Source organism: Melittangium boletus DSM 14713 (genome assembly GCF_002305855.1).
In the GTDB taxonomy this organism is placed as follows: Bacteria; Myxococcota; Myxococcia; order Myxococcales; family Myxococcaceae; genus Cystobacter; species Cystobacter boletus.
The window spans coordinates 361,952-378,227 of sequence record NZ_CP022163.1; the positions used below are offsets into that span (position 1 = coordinate 361,952).

10 protein-coding genes and 1 pseudogene are annotated in these 16,276 nt (G+C 69.7%); 2 read left to right on the plus strand and 9 right to left on the minus strand.

Features of this window, described 5'->3' with window-relative positions:
* Position 1 precedes the first annotated feature (1 nt).
* The 8 genes and pseudogenes from MEBOL_RS01525 to MEBOL_RS01560 form a co-directional block, all read right to left on the minus strand.
* Positions 2 to 3,127: a tetratricopeptide repeat protein gene (locus tag MEBOL_RS01525; protein WP_245919357.1), complete on the minus strand. Its 3,126-nt coding sequence runs from the start codon at positions 3,125 to 3,127 to the stop codon at positions 2 to 4.
* Positions 3,128 to 3,153: 26 nt separating this feature from the next.
* Positions 3,154 to 3,207 (minus strand): annotated as a pseudogene (locus MEBOL_RS44015) (hypothetical protein); the annotation flags it as partial.
* Between the two features lie 3 nt (positions 3,208 to 3,210).
* Positions 3,211 to 4,755: a bifunctional phosphoribosylaminoimidazolecarboxamide formyltransferase/IMP cyclohydrolase gene (gene purH, locus MEBOL_RS01535; protein ID WP_095975749.1), complete on the minus strand. Its 1,545-nt coding sequence runs from the start codon at positions 4,753 to 4,755 to the stop codon at positions 3,211 to 3,213.
* 108 nt (positions 4,756 to 4,863) lie between these two features.
* Entirely contained in the window at positions 4,864 to 5,358 is a 495-nt protein-coding gene (locus MEBOL_RS01540; RefSeq protein WP_095975750.1) for a sigma factor-like helix-turn-helix DNA-binding protein, read from the minus strand.
* A 199-nt stretch (positions 5,359 to 5,557) separates the two neighbouring features.
* Positions 5,558 to 7,378: a serine/threonine protein kinase gene (locus MEBOL_RS01545; RefSeq protein WP_095975751.1), complete on the minus strand. Its 1,821-nt coding sequence runs from the start codon at positions 7,376 to 7,378 to the stop codon at positions 5,558 to 5,560.
* Between the two features lie 24 nt (positions 7,379 to 7,402).
* On the minus strand, positions 7,403 to 9,520 hold the full coding sequence (locus tag MEBOL_RS01550) for a serine/threonine-protein kinase (RefSeq protein WP_095975752.1): 2,118 nt from the start codon (positions 9,518 to 9,520) through the stop codon (positions 7,403 to 7,405).
* Positions 9,521 to 9,635: 115 nt separating this feature from the next.
* Positions 9,636 to 9,923 carry a hypothetical protein gene (locus tag MEBOL_RS01555; protein ID WP_095982510.1) on the minus strand — a complete coding sequence of 96 codons (288 nt, stop codon included), beginning with the start codon at positions 9,921 to 9,923 and terminating at the stop codon, positions 9,636 to 9,638.
* Between the two features lie 242 nt (positions 9,924 to 10,165).
* Positions 10,166 to 13,117, minus strand: coding sequence for a choice-of-anchor D domain-containing protein (locus MEBOL_RS01560; protein WP_095975753.1), 2,952 nt, complete (start codon positions 13,115 to 13,117; stop codon positions 10,166 to 10,168).
* 275 nt (positions 13,118 to 13,392) lie between these two features.
* Here MEBOL_RS01560 and MEBOL_RS01565 point away from each other — a divergent pair, with 275 nt between their 5' ends.
* The gene (locus MEBOL_RS01565; protein ID WP_095975754.1) at positions 13,393 to 14,034 is read left to right on the plus strand and encodes a CDP-alcohol phosphatidyltransferase family protein; all 642 of its coding nucleotides are present in this window, start codon (positions 13,393 to 13,395) and stop codon (positions 14,032 to 14,034) included.
* A 24-nt stretch (positions 14,035 to 14,058) separates the two neighbouring features.
* On the opposite strand, the gene MEBOL_RS01570 is transcribed toward MEBOL_RS01565, so the two are convergent.
* Complete coding sequence (locus tag MEBOL_RS01570; protein WP_095975755.1) at positions 14,059 to 14,421, minus strand: hypothetical protein; 363 nt, start codon at positions 14,419 to 14,421, stop codon at positions 14,059 to 14,061.
* A gap of 282 nt (positions 14,422 to 14,703) precedes the next feature.
* Here MEBOL_RS01570 and MEBOL_RS01575 point away from each other — a divergent pair, with 282 nt between their 5' ends.
* Complete coding sequence (locus tag MEBOL_RS01575; RefSeq protein WP_095975756.1) at positions 14,704 to 16,266, plus strand: sensor histidine kinase; 1,563 nt, start codon at positions 14,704 to 14,706, stop codon at positions 16,264 to 16,266.
* Positions 16,267 to 16,276 lie beyond the last annotated feature (10 nt).

The window sequence follows — 16,276 nt, forward strand, 5'->3', positions numbered from 1 at the left end:
GTCAACCTCGTTTGTCGAGCTGGTAGAGGACGCGCTTGGCGGGCAGGTACGAGGGATCCAACCCCAGCAGCCGCACCAACCGCTCCTTGACGGGCGCGGAACCGGAGGCGGCCTCCAACTCGTCCAGCTTCACCTCGGCCGCGTACAGCCTCGGAGCGAGTTGGATGGCATCCCGCAGGGAGCGCTTGGCGGGTTCCACCTGCTTGGACTCGGCCAGCACGAGCCCCTGGGCGAGGTGGGCGATGGCCACCTGACGGCCGCCATCCACCGCGCGCGCGGCATAGGTCCGGGCCGAGTTCATGTCCTTGCGCCCCATCGCGAGCAACGCGCGCAACGCGAACGAGGGAGCGTGCGTGGCATCCACCTCGGCCACCTTCTTGAACATCTTCTCCGCGTTGGAGGCATCCCCCAGGTGGAAGCGCAGCAGGCCCTCGTACAGGTGGGGAAGCAGATCGTCCTCTCCCCGAGAGGTCGCCGCGACGGCGCCCTCGAGTCCCACCAGGAACTCGGCGTTGCGCAGGTAGAAGGGGGTGACCACGGGACGCGGCGTGAGGCGGAGGGGATCCGCCTGGATGGCCTGGGCGAAGTAGCGGAAGGACTCATCCCGGCGGCCCTCCTGCGCGGCGGCGACTCCGGCCAGCAGCAAGGCGTCCGTGCGACGCGGGTCGAGCTTCGCCGCCTCCGTGAACGGCGCGATCGCCTCGGCGGGCTTGCGCTCGAGCAGACGAATCCGGCCCTCGAGCATCTTCTCCAGGGAGAGGTCTCCCAGGTGGCCCTTGAGCGTGGCGAGGTGGGTGGACGCCTCGGCGGCGTCCTTGCGCGCCAGCGCCACGAGCAGGAGCTGCAGGTGGACCGGTGGGTTGTTCTTCACCAGTTGCAGGGCCTCGCGGCCCGCCTTGGCGGAAGCTTCCAGGTTGTTGGACAACCGCTCGGCGGCCGACAGGTGCAGCAGCAGTTCCGCCACGTCGCGCTCGTCGTACTTGTCCCGGTTGCGCAGCAGGCCGCGCAGGGACGACAGCGCCGCGGGCACCCCACCCTCCACCTGGTAGCGCATCACCGCGAGCGCCAACTGGGCCTGGATGTCATTGGGAGCGCTCTTGAGACGCGCCTCGTAGAGCTGACGTGCCAGCGGCACCTCTCCCACTTCCATGTAGATACGAGCCAGGGTGGTGCGCGTCTCCCAGTGCTCGGGATCCTGCTCGAGCCGCTTCTGCAACCGGCCGATCGCCAGCGAGTAGTCGCCCGACGTCTCATCCGCCAGCGCGCGGTAGTAGTGCACACGCTGCAGATCCGGGGCGATGGCCAGCGCCGACTCGAAGTGCTGCGTGGCCAGCTCCCGCGAGGAGCCCAGGAAGGTGCGGCCGAGCAGCAGGTGGGCCTCGGCCTTCGGCGCCGCGGAGCCCGCGGGGGCGTTGAGCACTTCCTCCGCGAGCTTGCGCGCCTGATCCAGGTTCTGCTCGTCCCCGGAGCGGGCCAGCAGCAGGTTCGCATGCGCCACCAGGAGATCCGGGGCACGCTGAGCCCGGCCCTCGGCGGCTTCGATCAACATGCGCGCTTCCTGGAAGGTCGCGTCATCCATGAACGAGCCACTGCCCAGGGAGATCGCCTGGACATAGCCGCCGATGGCGACGTCGCTCCGTGGATCCAACAGCACCGCGCGCTGGAAGGACTCCGCCGCCTGCAGATAGGCGAAGCGTTGATCCTTCGCGAGCAGCGTCTGCCCCTGCTCGATGAGCTGTTTGCTGTCTCCTTCCTGGGCATCCACGAACATGAGCTGCCAGCGAGGCAGCACGGCCTCGATCGCGGGGGGCAGCGCGGCCGACGCGGAAGCACCTCCACCGCCCGACGCTCCGGCCCCACTCCCGGCCGGCTGGCCCACCAGGGCCCGGACCTCGGGAACGAAGAAGTAGGCGGCCCCACCCGCTCCCGCGAGCAGCAGGAGCACCAGCACGGCCACCAGGGGGCCCTTGCTCCGGCCACTGGAGGCCGACACGGCCACGCCGGTACGCGCGACCACGGGGCGAGCGGCGCTTCGGGGCTCGGCGGGCAGGGCGGGCGCGGGAGCACGTGCGCCACCCCCCTCGGGTGCCGCCACCGGGGCCGCCGCACTGGCCGACATGGACGAGTCCATCGGCGGCAGGTCGATGACCTCCACGGAGCGGTTCTCGGGGACGGGAGCGGGCACGGGCTTCTGGGCGCGCTGCCGGCAGTCCTCACAGGCCCCGAGCGCCTGATCGAATGGATCCACGAGCGGCTTGCCACATTCACGGCAGCCGCGCGGAGTCGGGGCGGGAGCGGGCGCCACCGGGGCGGGAGCCGGAGCCGCCACGCCGGGCGAGGCGGACGTGGGCGGTGCCCCGAAGAAGTCCATCAGGGGATCCGCCTCGGCGGACGCGGAGGCGGGAGCGGGCTCCTCCACGGGCGGCGGCGGGGAGTAGCCGGGAGGCGCGTTGAAGTCGAACAGCGCGTCGTCCGATGAATCCGGGAACGCCGCGGCGGCCGGCTTGGGCTGCGGCGCGGGCGCGGGATCCGGAACGGGCGGCGGCGGGGAGTAGCCGGGAGGCGCGTTGAAGTCGAACAGCGCGTCGTCCGATGGATCCGGGAACGCCGCGACGGCCGGCTTGGGCTGCGGCGCGGGCCGGGCCTGCATGGGCGCGGCCGGCTTGGGCGCTGGAGCGGGCGGTGGCGGCTGGGCGATGTCGTCGAACAGCAGATCGCCCGACGGCAGCGAATAGCCCGGGGTGTTCGGCCGGGGGTCCTCGGTGTCGAGCACCGGGTTCGAGGGCGAGGACGCGGTGAGATCGGCGAGGTCGCCGAACAGGGAATCCTTCGAGGCCGCTGGTGCCCCGCCTGGAGACGCGAGGTCATCCAGCAGCGAGCCAGGCGACGACTCCGATGAGTCGGGCGGCGCGAGATCTCCCAGGTCGCCGAAGAGCTCATCGGACAGGGAGGCGGACGGCGTCAGGGGGCGCGCCAGTGCGGCGGGCTTGGGCGCGGGGGCCGCGGGCTTGGGCGCCGGGGCGGCGGGTTTGGCGGCCACCGCGGGTTTGGGCGCCGGAGCGGCGGGGCGGCGGGCGCGGGGGAGTCCTCGCGCTTCACCAGTTGGAGGTGGCGGCAGCGTGGACATTGCGCACGCACACCCTTGGGAGTGATGACCCGGTCATCGATGGCGTAGGCCGCCGCGCATTTTTGGCAGGAGATCCGCATGGCTCAGTGCCGGAAGTGTCTCACTCCCGTGAGCACCATTGCCATTCCATGTTCATCCGCCGCCGCGATCAGTTCCGCGTCGCGCACCGAGCCTCCCGGTTGAATCACACAGGTGGCTCCCGCCCGAGCGGCCTCGTCGAGCCCATCCCGGAAGGGGAAGAAGGCATCCGAGGCCACCGCGCTGCCCCGGAGGGCCTCACCGCCCCGGGCCGTGGCGATCTTCGCCGACTCCACCCGACTCGTTTGACCTCCACCGGCGGCGAGCAGCTTTTGACCCTCGGCGAAGACGATGGCGTTGCTCTTCACGTGCTTGCACACCCGCCAGGCGAAGCGCAGGGCCTTTTCCTCCTCGGCGGTGGGCGCGCGCTTGCTGACCACCTTCCAGTCCAGCGGCGGCTCGACGGAGTCCTTGTCGTGCACGACCAGACCGCCCGACACGCTCCGTGCTTCCAACTGGGCTCTCGGGCGGGCCGTGGGCGAGGCCAGGGCGGGCCCCGCCTCCAGCAGGCGCAGGTTCTTCTTCGCCGACAGTACCTTCTGAGCCTCGGCCGAATAGGACGGAGCGATGACGGCCTCGAGGAACGTCTCCGCCAGGGCCTCGGCCGTCGCCGGATCCACCTCGCGGTTGAACGCCACGATGCCGCCGAAGGCCGAGACCTCATCGATCGCACGCGCCGTGCGGTAGGCCTTCACCAACGCGTCGTCCAGGGCCACGCCACACGGGGTGTTGTGCTTGATGATGACCGCGCAGGGCTGCTCCGGAAACTCGAGCACCAGGCCGAGCGCCGCGTCCAGATCCAGGATGTTGTTGTACGACAGCTCCTTGCCCTGGAGCACGCGCGAGAAGGCCACGGTGGGCTCCGCGGGCGCGGCGTGCTCGCGGTAGAAGGCGCCGCGCTGGTGCGGATTCTCCCCGTAGCGCAGGCTCTGCACCTTCTGGAACCCGAGCGTGAGCTCCTGGGGGAAGGGCTCCGCGGCCTGCTCCGACAACCAGCCCGAGATGGAAGCGTCATAGGCCGCGGTGTGCGCGAAGGCCTTGCGCATCAGCCTTCGGCGCGTCTCCTCGCTGGTGGCACGCGATGCCTCCAGCTCCGCCAACACGGCCCCATAGTCCTCGGGGTCCACCACCACCGTCACATGGCGGAAGTTCTTCGCGGAGGCGCGCACCATCGCCGGCCCCCCGATGTCGATCTGCTCGATGACCTCCGCCTCGGATGCCCCGGAGGCGACCGTCTGGCGGAAGGGGTACAGGTTGACCGCCACGAGCGAGATGGGGGTGATGCCGTGCGCGGCCATCTCCGCGCGATCCGACTCCAGCTCGGGCCGGCCAAGCAGTCCACCATGGATGCGGGGATGGAGCGTCTTCACCCGCCCTCCGAGGATCTCCGGGCTCTGGGTGTGCTCGGAGACCTTGCGGGCGGGAACTCCCGCTGCCTGGAGCGCCGCGAGGGTGCCACCCGTGGACAGCAGCTCGAAACCGAGCCGCACGAGCCCTTGGGCGAAAGGAACCAGACCGCGTTTGTCGGACACGCTGAGAAGGGCCAGCATGGGGTTGGGGGCGCCTCCACCGGGTAGGAGAAGGCCGTCCCTCTAGCAACCACCCCCCGGGGTGTCAACGAACCGGGAGGGCCGCGCGAGCCCTTTTCGTCCTGTTTTTCAGGGCTTGCGAGCCGAGACCGGGGGCTCGGCCTCGGTGGCCTCGCGCAGCTTGAGCAGCCCGCGCGTCTCCACCTGGCGAATGCGCTCGCGGGTGAGGTTCATGATGGCCCCCACCTCCTCGAGCGTGATGCCGCCCTTCTCCGCCACATCCAGGGCGCACGTGTGCTCGAGCTCCCAGATTTCCTTGTCCGGGAAGTTGAGCTTGATGGACCCCGTCTCCGGATTCACATCCAGGTAGAGGTTGTGCTTACACGATACGAACAGGCACGGACGCGCGCCATTCACGCAGTCCGCCCGGGTCTTCGGCCGCTGGGAATCGACGGCCTGGAGCAGATCGCCCTCCTCGGGGTCCACCTGACCCGTCAGGCGACGACGGCGCAAATCCCTCGCCATCTCCTTGCGCGACATCGTCTTCGAGCGACGGCGCTCCGCTCCCCCCTCCGCCTCCTCGGGCGCCTCCTCCTCCGGCCGCTGCTGCTTCACTTCAGACATGTCCCCTCCAAAAGCTGGGCCTTCTCTATACCCGTTCCCCAGGCTTTCAGACTATGGCGAATGGCGCTTTTCGTCGCGACGCGGCGACGTCCCCCCGCTCGGGGCGCACGCCGGGGGCTTCTGATCGCCGGTGAACACTTCGGAAGATTTCACGCGATGTCCCGCATGAGGTCCGACACCGCGGACTCCACCCGGGACACTACTTTTTTCGCGGAACGTTGAACTTCTTCGTCACCTTGGAATCGGCGGTGATGGTGACGGGGAAGTTCCTCGTGTGCGAGGGGTGCTTGAAGGTCAGCTGGTAGGTGCCGGGCGCGAGCTCGATGCTCAGGGGCTGCTGCAACTCACGCTTGTAGAGTTTGCCGTCGATATAGAGGTCGGCATAGGGCACGGCCTGGACGGTGAGGTAGCCCTTGGCCTGGACAACGGGAGCCGCCGGAGCGGGTGCTTCCTCGCGCTTCACCTCCTGCTCCGCGACAGCCGCCGGGGGAATCTCGGGCCGGGCGGGGGGCGTGCTGGAGGGAGGCGTGACTGGGACGCTGGGTGAACGCGCCTCCACCTGGGCGGGCGGCGTGGACGCGGGTGCCGAGGACATCCGCCACGCCGTCACTCCGCCCGCGAGGACCAGGAACGCCACGCCCGCGCCCACCCATACCGGAGTGCGCCCACGCCGGGAGTCCGGGGTTGGCGCCGGAGGGACTGGGGCCACGGGGGCGGGCTCCGGCGAGGGCGAGTTCCCACTGACGCGTTCCACGGCGGGTTCCGCCGGAACGGCCGCTGGCCCCTCGCCCGTCTTGCCGTCCCGGGACAGCACCAGGGTGGACGCGGAGACGAGGGAGTCCTCGGGCACGCTCAGGCGCTCGACCCGTTCGTACGGGAGAGCGGGAGTTCGTCCTGGCAGGACGGCGGTGGACTCCCGGAGGGGTGGGGCCACGCTCGCGGACTCACTCGCGGGAGGCTCCGCCGTTGAGGCCGCTGGCGCCTCGACGCGCTCCGGAGAGGGCGCGGTCGGCTCCATCCCCACGGGGGGAACGCCGCCGGAGCGGGGACGGGAGCGGTCCTGGAGCAACGCGGGCGCCGGCATGAACTGGGTGAGCGGCACATCGAAGAGCCGCCGCACGAAGGTGCCCACGTCCGTGTCATCCACACTGGTGGCGCTGCGAAGCACGCATTGGGCCAGCGCGCGCTCCATTTCGCCCGCCGACTGGTAGCGCGCCTCGGGCTCCCGCTCCAGGGCGGTGAGAATCACGTTGTCCAGCGCCTCGGGAACATCCGGGTTGAGCCGGGCCGGGGGGACGATGAGGCTCTCGCGCACGGCACGAAGGACGGCGACCTCCGAGTCTCCGTCGAACAGCCGGCCTCCGGTGAGCATCTCCCAGAGCACCACCCCGAGCGCGAAGATGTCCGTGCGCGCGTCCACTTCCTCGCCCCGCGCCTGCTCCGGGGACATGTACGCGAACTTGCCCTTGAGCACCCCCGGCTGGGTGAGCCGGTTGCCCGCCTTCGCGATGCCGAAGTCGGTGAGCTTCACCGCTCCATCGAAGGACAAGAGCACGTTGTGCGGCGTGACGTCCCGGTGCACCAGCCCCAGGGGCTCGCCCTCGGGGGACTTGGTGCGGTGCGCGTAGTGCAGGCCCGCCGCCACCTGCGCGCCCACGTGCGCCACCAGCACCGGAGGCATGCGGATGCCCTTCTCCCGGCAACGCTTGCGCAGCTCCCACAGCGAGCTGCCGCGCACGTACTCCATCGCCAGGTAGTACGAGTCCTCGTGCTTGTCGAAGTCGAAGATCTGCACCACGTTGGCGTGGTTGAGCCGCGAGACGAGCCGTGCCTCGTTGATGAACATCCGCACGAAGCCCTCGTCGTCCGACAGGAACGAGCGCACGCGCTTGATGACGACTTCCTTCTCGAAGCCCTCCGCGCCCCGGGCCGTGGCCAGGTAGATTTCCGCCATGCCCCCCTCGGCCAGCTTGCGCTTGACGACGTACTTGCCGATGGGGGTGCCTGCTTCGAGTGTCACAGAGGAGCTTCCCGGAAGAGCGAGCTAGAACTTCACCACCACACGGGTGTGGGTGTTGGGCTTCACCTCGATCCGCTGGGTACGGGTGCCCTTTTCCGGGTTCGAGAAACGGCACTCGTACACCCCGGCCACGAGGCTGACGTCGGGCAGGGGCGTGCTCCCCAGGTTGCGGCCACCGCACGACACATCCGCCCAGGGCGTCACCGCGAAGCGCACCGTGCCCTTGCGCGTCTCCACCGCCGCGACCGGAGGCGGCGATGGACGAGGCTCCGGCCGCTCCTTCGGAAGGGGCTCGAGCTCCAGCGACTCCTCCTGTGTCGGGCCCTCGCCCACCGTGATCTTCCGGCTGATCGCCCGGTGGCGAGGGGCCTCCACCCTCACCACCAACTCCTGGCCGGGCATGGCGGACAACACCACCGTGGACTTCGAGTGCAGCTGACCATCCACCGTCAGCGAGGCCTGCCCGGGCTTCGCCGACAGGGTCACTCGCACGGGGACGGGCTGGGGAATCTCGGTCCGCGCCACGATCGACTCGGCTGGAGGAGGCGGAGTGCTCGTGGGCGTCGGGGTGGGCGTCGGGGTCGGCTCGGGCTCCGGAGGAGGCAGCGGCTTCGGCTCCGGCTCCTTCTGGACCGAGGCAACGGGCACCGGAGGACCGGGTTCCGAGCGCAGCGCCCACAGGCCCCCGAGCACCAGGCCCAGCAACACGAGCGCGACCACGCCCACCAGGACTCCCCGGTTGGACTTGCGCGGCTCGGGCGCCACGGAAGGTTCGGACTGATCGACATCCTCGATCGTCTCGGACATCCCGGACAATTCGGCCGCGGGCGGTGGGATGGCCCGTTGACGCGGCAGGCTCGGCCTCAGCAGCGGCGTCTCGCTCAGCGATTCGCTCGGCGCATCCAACACGGCGTCGGACGGGTTGCGGCGCAGATCCACGGTCCGCTTGCGCTCGAGTCCATTGGGACGCGACTCACTCCGGGACGGCCGGGACGGCGTCCGCGTCGAGGGAGGGGCCGCGGCCTCCAACTGGCGCGGCGCCGCCATGGTGTTGTCCACGGTGGCCTTGTCGGCGGGGGCCCTGTCTCCGGGCCGCTCCCCCAGGGACCGCTCGGCGAGGGAGCGCTCGACGGAGGACTTCGCGGCCCGGAGGGACGCCTTGGACCCTCCCGGAGGCGACATGCCCTCCTCTTCCACGAGCACATCACCCAGCCGGGCCTCCTCGGCCAGCCGCGCGGCGTACAGATCCTTCATGTACGCGGACACGGCCGCCGTGGACGAAGGCTGGGGCTGGGCGTCCAGCCACCCCTCGAGCGCCCGCTGGAACTGCAGCGCCTCGGAGTAGCGGTGGGCCGGATCCCTCGCCAGCGCCTTCATGACGATGGGATCCAGATCCTTGGGCACCCGGGCGTTGAGCTGGGAGGGCGGCGTGATGTCGCACTCGGCCACCGCCTGCAGCGTGATGATGTCGTTGGCGCGCTTGAACAGACGCACGCCCGTCAGCAGCTCGTAGAGCACCACGCCCAGGGCGAAGATGTCGCTGCGGCGGTCCACCCGCTGTCCGGCGGCCTGCTCCGGCGACATGTACGAGTACTTGCCCTTGAGCACGCCCGAGCGCGTCTCGGTGGCCTGGTCCGCCGCCTTGGCGATACCGAAGTCCACCACCTTGGCCCGCCCCTCGAACGTCAGGAGGATGTTCTGCGGGGAGATGTCCCGATGGACGATGTTGAGCGGCTTGCCGCTCGCGTCCAGCTGCTTGTGCGCGTGATCCAACCCCGCGCACGCCTCGCTCAGGATGCGGCACACGAGCGGCACGGGAATGAGCTGTCCTCCCCGCTCGGCCGCCTTCCAGATGCGCCGCAGATCCTCGCCGTGGATGTACTCCATGGCGATGAAGAAGCTGTCGTCCTGGGAGCCCAGGTCGAAGATCTGGACGATGTTGGGGTGGTCGAGCCGCGCGGCGATGCGCGCTTCGTCCAGGAACATCTGGACGAACTCCTCGTTCTCCGCGAGGTGCGGAAGAATGCGCTTGATGACCAGCAGCTGCGGGTCACCCTCCTCGCGCGCGAGGTAGATCTGCGCCATGCCACCCATGGCGAGTCGCTTCAGGAGCTGATATTTGCCGTAGTTCTCGATTGACACGGTGCGACACGCCCCCACGGCGGAGAGCCAGGGACGGGACCCCCCGGACGCGGATGAGCCCGAGCGTAAGCGGCCCGGCGCGGAGGGTCAAACCTCCTGTCACACTCTTCCCTGCCTACCCCCCGCGGCGCACCGGGGCCCGCACCTCGCGGGTCTCCCTCATGAGCGCTTCCAGGTCATCCAGGTGCCGGCGCAGCACGGGCATCAGCACGGGCGCGGCGTCGACCCGGTCGAACAGCTCCAGGACGCGGTCCACCTTGCGCTCGATCTCCGCGGCCCGGGTGGGCGTGATGCGGCGCAGCAACAAATCCACGCCCGCCTCCATGAGGACACGGGCCACCGCGTCGCGCGAGGCCAGGGGCTCATCCCGCCGCCGCTGCCCCCCCCCCTTGATGACGCGCAGTCCACCGGGAGAAGGCGCGGACGCGCGACGACCGAGAAGTGGCTCGGGGGTGGAGTTGTCGTCGCGCTGTCGGGAACTCACGGTCGCCTCCTGCTGCCGGGGTCCCGTCAGGGTACTCAGCATGGGTCACCCTCCAATTTTCCGGTCAACCGCACAGACCGGTCTGGAGCTGTAGCACCCGGGCCCGACATGTCCCGCCGGCGCCGGTCTTCCGGCACCCGCGGGAGTCCTCCTCGCCGGGCTTACGAGCAGGCCCGGCGGTAATAGATGTCCACCTTCGCGCCCGCGGCGGGAGCGGAGGAGAAGACAACGCTGTTGGTGGCGCCGTCGTAAGTCCAGCCCGTCGTCACGGGCACGCCATTCACCGACACGGTGATGCTGCCCGCGTCTGGCTGGTCGCTGAGCGGGAAGCGGTCCTGGGGCGAGAAGGCCTTGCTGGCCACCGTGCGCAGCAGCGGGGAGTAGTCCGGCTCGCACACGGAGATGACCTCACCTCCCGTGCGGGCCGCGGCCTCGGCGTAGCGCGTGCCGCCACCCCCCGATGTGGGACACCCGGTGGCGGTGGGCGCGATGGCGTAGAGGGTCATGCGCTGGGGCTGGTTCTCCCCCTTGCGAGCGCGCAGGAAGCGCACGTAGGTGTCCACGCTGTCCGGCGAGTGATCGTCCTCGTCGCCCACGAAGACGACCACCAGGGCGGCCTCGTCGCGCAGGAAGCCCAGGTTGCCGTCGTTGGGCTCGGGCGTGCGCGGATCATCCGCGTTGTTCACCAGAGGAGGAGACAGGGCGCGCCGCACGGCCTCGAACCCCTGCTCCAGGGAGGCGCACTGACCCACGTTCACGTTCTGCTGTAGCACCGACGCCAGGTCCGGCGTCTGGAGCGTGAGGAGGCGCGGCCGGCTGCCATCCACCGGGAAGAGGCGGCCCGCTTCTCCGCCCTGGGCCCCGCCCGGGCACGCGTTGGACGTGGCGTCGATGCCCGTGGTCGTGACGGACAGGTGCAGATCCACGCCCTTGGCCCGCGCCGCGTCGACGAAGGCGGGGATGGCCGACGTGAGCCGCGGCTGCTCCTCCACCATGGACGCGGTGTTGTCCACCACGAAGAGCACGTCCACCTTGGCCCCATCCTGCTGGATGAATTGATCCGTCTTGTTCATGTTCTTGGAGGACTCGCCCACGAGCGACACGAGCAGGGGCGCGGGCAGATCCGACGACTCCACGAAGAGGGGCGACAGGTTCATTCCGTACACCTGGGCCAGGTAGTCCACCTGCACCGTGAAGGCGTCTCCGGGATCGAGGGTGATGGGCGGCGTGGGCGCGTCCCGCAGCAGGAACTCGCCATCCGAGGTGCCCGCGCCGATGAACACGTTGGACACCGTCACCGGGGCCCGGCACGCGTTGAGGTAGTTCACCTCGCGAGGCGCTGGCGAACAGTCCGGGCGCGACACGCCGAAGTCCACGTAACGCGGAGAGGCCACCAGACAGGCGGCCCGGGAGTACGCGGACAGGGGAATCAGCACCCGCGGGTTGCCCGGATCCCACTGTTCGATCTGCACCGAGCCCGTGAAGTCACCGCCCGTCAGCGGCGCGGCGAAGGCCACCATGAAGCTGAAGCTGTCACCCGGGTAGACGATGAGTCCATCCAGATCACCGCCCGGCAGGCTGAACACCCCGCCCCCGGTGTCGTTCATGCGGATGTTCTTCACCGCGCAGAGGTCACCGGCCTGGTTGTCCACCTTCACGCCCAGCACGGCGCCCCGGCCGGGTTCCACCGTGCCGAAGTTCATCGCCAGCGGGGTGACGGTGATCTGACAGGGCGCGTGGCGCTCGCCCGCGCCCGAGAACGCCAGCACCGTGGTCTCCTCGCCGAACACGTCCGTGGTCATCACCAACTGGCTGCGCGCGGGGCCCTCCTGCGTGGGCTCGAAGTAGACGCGCAGGTTCACCTCCTCGCCGGGCATCAACCGGTGGGGCAGCGTCTGCGCCACCAGGTGGATGGGATTGGTCGCGGCCGTGGAGCCATCGAGGGGCTGGAGATCCAACCCCTGAATGGTGAGCGGCCCGCCGTTGGCGGCACCGCAGTTCTTCACGTTGATGACCTGGGACGTCTTCGACCCGAGCGGCTGGGGTCCGAAGTCCCGGCTGAGGGGCGACACGCACAACTCCGACGCACCACCAAAGCCGCGCAGCGCCACGTCCGTGGTGGGATGGCGGCGGCTGTTCACGCTGAACGAGGCGAGGTTCGTCGCCTCGCCCATATGGCCCGGGCTGTAGCGCATCTCCCAGGAGCGAATCTCGCCGGGCTGGAGCACCAATGGCACGCCGATGTCGCCATGGCTGAACGAGGCCTCGTCGGACATCAACGCGAACGCCGTCACCTCCATGGGCTCGGTGCTCAGGTTGTGCAGCCGGGCCACCCGGAGGCTGTCCCTGTCCACCGGGATGGAGCCGAAATCGAGCTCGGGCGGCTCGGCCACCACGGCGCGGTCCAGCGCCTCGGCCGTCACCTGCACCGCCACGTCCGAGCACCCCCGGCACGGCGACACCGCGAGCGCCACCTGCTTGGCGCCCACCACCACGGGGGCGAACGTGACGGGCACCTCGCGCGCTTCTCCCGGGGGGATCACCACCGGCTCCGCCTGGAACTCATCCTTCTGCGCGCCCAGCAGCTTGGGCGTCACCTCCACGGGGATGTCCGTGGGGTTGGTCGCGGTGAAGGACAGCGTCTTGGTGGAATCCGCCTCGATGCGCCCGAAGTCCAGCCGCCGCGGCGACAGGCGCGCCCAGGCGTCCACGCCCGTGCCCTGCAAGCGCACGCGCACGAGCGGCTCCTGCTTCGCATCCGAGCGCACCACCAGCGTGGCGGGCAGGTCCCCTTCCCGCTGGGGATTGAAGCGCACGCGCACCACGCACTCACTGCCGGGCACGAGCGAGTGCGGTCCCTCGTGGGTGAACTCCGCCCGCCAGGCGCCCGCCGCGCCCTCCACCCAGGCCTCATCGATGTTGAGACGGGCCCGGCCGACGTTGCGCAGCACGACCTCCACCTCGCGCCCGTCGAAGACCGCCACCCGCTGCAGATCCAGGCCGCCCGGGGTCGCCGTCAGTCTGCCATCGGCGATGACCGAACGATCCCGATCCGCGCACCCCGCCAGCATCCCCAGCACCGCGAGGACCCACAGCCCCCAGCGCTTGCTCATCGCACCCTCTCCCCTTCCCCCACCCACCCAGAACCACACGGGACACCCTTCGCGGCATCACGTTGCGAAACTAGGCACCCACCCAGGGGCGGGCAACGTCCACGCCCGATCCCCCTCCCTTCCAACCCGGGTCAATGTCCAATTCCCATCGAGGAAAGAGGCCCCACCGGAGGAGGAAAACACCCCGGTGCGCGAGGGAAAAACCAGGGCGAATGCCTTGGGATGCGCTAAGTCTGGCGACTCCACGCCCCCCATTGGGGCCGCGGAGGGAATGCATGCCGACGGAGTCGCCACAGAGACGTGAGCCGCGCCACTTCTCGATGATCCGCACCTTCACGCCCGCGGACTTCGTCACGCTGGGCAACGCCTTCTCCGGCGCGGGAGCCATCCTGGCGCAGATGCAGTACCTGGCCACCCGGCAGCCCCATTGGCTGTGGATCGCCTTCGGGCTGATGCCCCTGGCCTTCATCCTCGACGCACTGGACGGGCGCATCGCCCGCTGGCGCTTCCAGTCCTCGCCCCTGGGGGCGGATCTGGACTCGCTGGCGGACGTCATCTCCTTTGGAATGGCCCCCGCGGCGCTCGCCTTCGCCATGGGGATGCGTGGGGAGCTGGACGTGCTGGTGCTGCTCTACTTCGTGGGCTGCGGCATCAGCCGCCTGGCGCGATTCAACGTCACCGCCGCCAGCCTCTCGGACGGCTCGGGCAAGGTGAAGTACTTCGAGGGCACGCCCATCCCCACCAGCCTGGCGCTGGTGATGGTGCTCGCCTTCTTCTTCTGGAAGGGCCGCACCGGAGACGACCTGCCCCTGGGCGTGTGGAACCTGGGCGGCTACCAGTTCCACCCCCTCGTGGTGATGTACCTGGCGAGCGGCAGCGCCATGATCAGCAAGACGCTGCGCATCCCCAAGTTCTGAGGCCATCGGCCCCGGGTGGGCGCCTCAGTCGTCCTGGGGCGCCTTGGGCCCGGCCTCGCCAATGCCCTGGAAGATGGACTGCATGGTGCCCATCAAGAAGGAGCGCGACATCTCCTCCACGGCTTGCTTCTGCTGCTGAGCCGCGTCCGGTGGGGCGGAGGATGCCGCCGGTGCCTGGGCGGCCGCCTCCTGCCGGGCGGAGGCGATGGCCGAGGAGATGACCGCCCGGCCCGACACCCCGGACGCCGGAGCGGACGGGGGCAGGCTCACGACTCCGCTGGCATTCGCCTGCACGCGCGACAGGAAGCTCGTGCTCGAGACCCCTCGCGTCGAGGATGGCGCCACCGTGGGGAGACGGGGACCGGGCAACCCATTGATGCGGGACATGGCTCCTCCAGAAGGGATCTCCCCCAAGGGAGATGATCCGAATCTCCATATCATCGCGTGAAGCCCCCGGGCGGTTGCGTAGCCATGTCAGCTCCCTCCGGCCGAGCATGCCCCGCGTGGGTCGACCCCCACACCAGGTGTCTTGGTGAGCCATCGAGGTGCGCTCACCCCATGGGATGAATCCGGTGGCGGTGGATTTTCCCCATGTGCGTCAAGGTACTTATGACAGAGCCATACGATGAGCCGGAGATGGCCCGCCGGACGCGTTAGCATGGGAGAACGATGAGCAAGGCCGTCTCGGGTCACCGACCAGAATCCGCCCAGGGTCGTCCCCGCGCGCGCACGCTCGCCGCGCAGCGGGCGCTCGACTTCAGCAACCGTCTCCTCCTGGCACTGAGCTCGGCCCAGTTGGACTTCGCCCGGAAGGGTGACCTGCGCTCCGTGTTCGACGGATTGCTCGGCGTGCTGCTCGACCTGACCCAGAGCGAGTACGGAGTCATCGGAGAGGTGCTCCGCACGCCCGAGGGAGCGACGACGCTGCGGCCCCACGCCCTCGCCCACATCGCCTGGAGGGAGACGCCCCGGGAGTCTCCCGGGGGGGTCCAACTGGATGACCTGGACTCGCGCGAGCTCTCGGCGCCCCTCGGCTCGCTGCTCGCCTCCGCGGCGCCCATCATCACCCAGACGCATGGGCAGCCCGCTCGGGACAGCAAGGGGCTCGTGCCAGGTCTCCCCTTCCCCCAGGCCTTCCTGGGCATGCCCTGCAAGGCGGGCGAGGAGTTGGTGGGCGTGGTGGGCATCGCCAACCCCCAGGATGAGTACACGCCCGAGCTCATCGGACTGCTGCAACCCGTCCTGGACACCTGTAGCAGCCTCCTGCTGAGCGAGCGCGGCGCGCGCGAACGGCGCGAGACCGAGAAGGTGTTGCGGCGGCAGGAAGAGGAGCTCCAGGCGCACCGCGCCCAGATGGAGGAACTGGTCCAGCAGCGCACGGAGACGCTGCTCGTCACCACCGTGGCGCTGGAGGAGCGGCAGGCCCAGCTGCTCCACGCCGAGCGGATGGCGTCTCTCGGACAGCTCGTGGCCGGCATCGCCCATGAAATCAACAACCCCCTGGGCTACATCACGAGCAACCTGGTCACGCTCACCCAGTACCTCGCGGTCTTCTCCGAGCTGATCGCGCGCTACCGTGAGTTCGCGAGCGCCCTGACCCCGCCCCCCGAGGGCCCCGCGGCCGAGCTGCTCTCGCGCATCCAGGCCTACCAGCAAGAGGAAGACCTGGACTACCTGCTGGGCGACGTGAAGGACCTGCTCCAGGACTCCCGCGAGGGCGCCCACCGCGTGGCGGACACCGTGCAGAGCCTCAAGTCCTTCGTCCGCGAGGACTCGGGCCAGATGGAGCTGGTGGACGTGAACAAGGAGCTGGCCACCACGCTCAAGGTGGTGTGGAACCAGCTCAAGTACCGCTGCGAGGTGCGGTGCGAGTACGGCCAGGTGCCACCGATCCTCGGCCGCCCCGCCCAGCTCAACCAGGTCTTCACCCACCTGCTGCTCAACGCCGTCCAGGCCCTGTCGGATCACGGCACCATCCAGGTCTCCACGGTGCTCGAGGGGGACGAGGTGCTGGTGCGCATCACCGACTCCGGCCAGGGCATGACGCCGGACGTGCTCGACAAGATCTTCACCCCGTTCTTCACCACCAAACCGCCCGGCAAGGGCGCGGGGTTGGGCCTGTCCATCAGCGCCGACATCATCGCCCGCCACATGGGCCGCATCGAGGTGCGGAGCCAATACGGCCAGGGCAGCACCTTCACGCTCCGGCTCCCCGTGGCGAATGAGCCCTGAGCCCCACCTC

Bases quoted from the DNA above. Each gene is read 5' to 3' on its own strand.
- MEBOL_RS01525 (WP_245919357.1), bottom strand. From the start codon at position 3,127: ATGTCCACGCTGCCGCCACCTCCAACTGGTGAAGCGCGAGGACTCCCC.
- purH (WP_095975749.1), bottom strand. From the start codon at position 4,755: ATGCTGGCCCTTCTCAGCGTGTCCGACAAACGCGGTCTGGTTCCTTTC.
- MEBOL_RS01540 (WP_095975750.1), bottom strand. From the start codon at position 5,358: ATGTCTGAAGTGAAGCAGCAGCGGCCGGAGGAGGAGGCGCCCGAGGAG.
- MEBOL_RS01560 (WP_095975753.1), bottom strand. From the start codon at position 13,117: ATGAGCAAGCGCTGGGGGCTGTGGGTCCTCGCGGTGCTGGGGATGCTG.
- MEBOL_RS01565 (WP_095975754.1), top strand. From the start codon at position 13,393: ATGCCGACGGAGTCGCCACAGAGACGTGAGCCGCGCCACTTCTCGATG.
- MEBOL_RS01570 (WP_095975755.1), bottom strand. From the start codon at position 14,421: ATGTCCCGCATCAATGGGTTGCCCGGTCCCCGTCTCCCCACGGTGGCG.
- MEBOL_RS01575 (WP_095975756.1), top strand. From the start codon at position 14,704: ATGAGCAAGGCCGTCTCGGGTCACCGACCAGAATCCGCCCAGGGTCGT.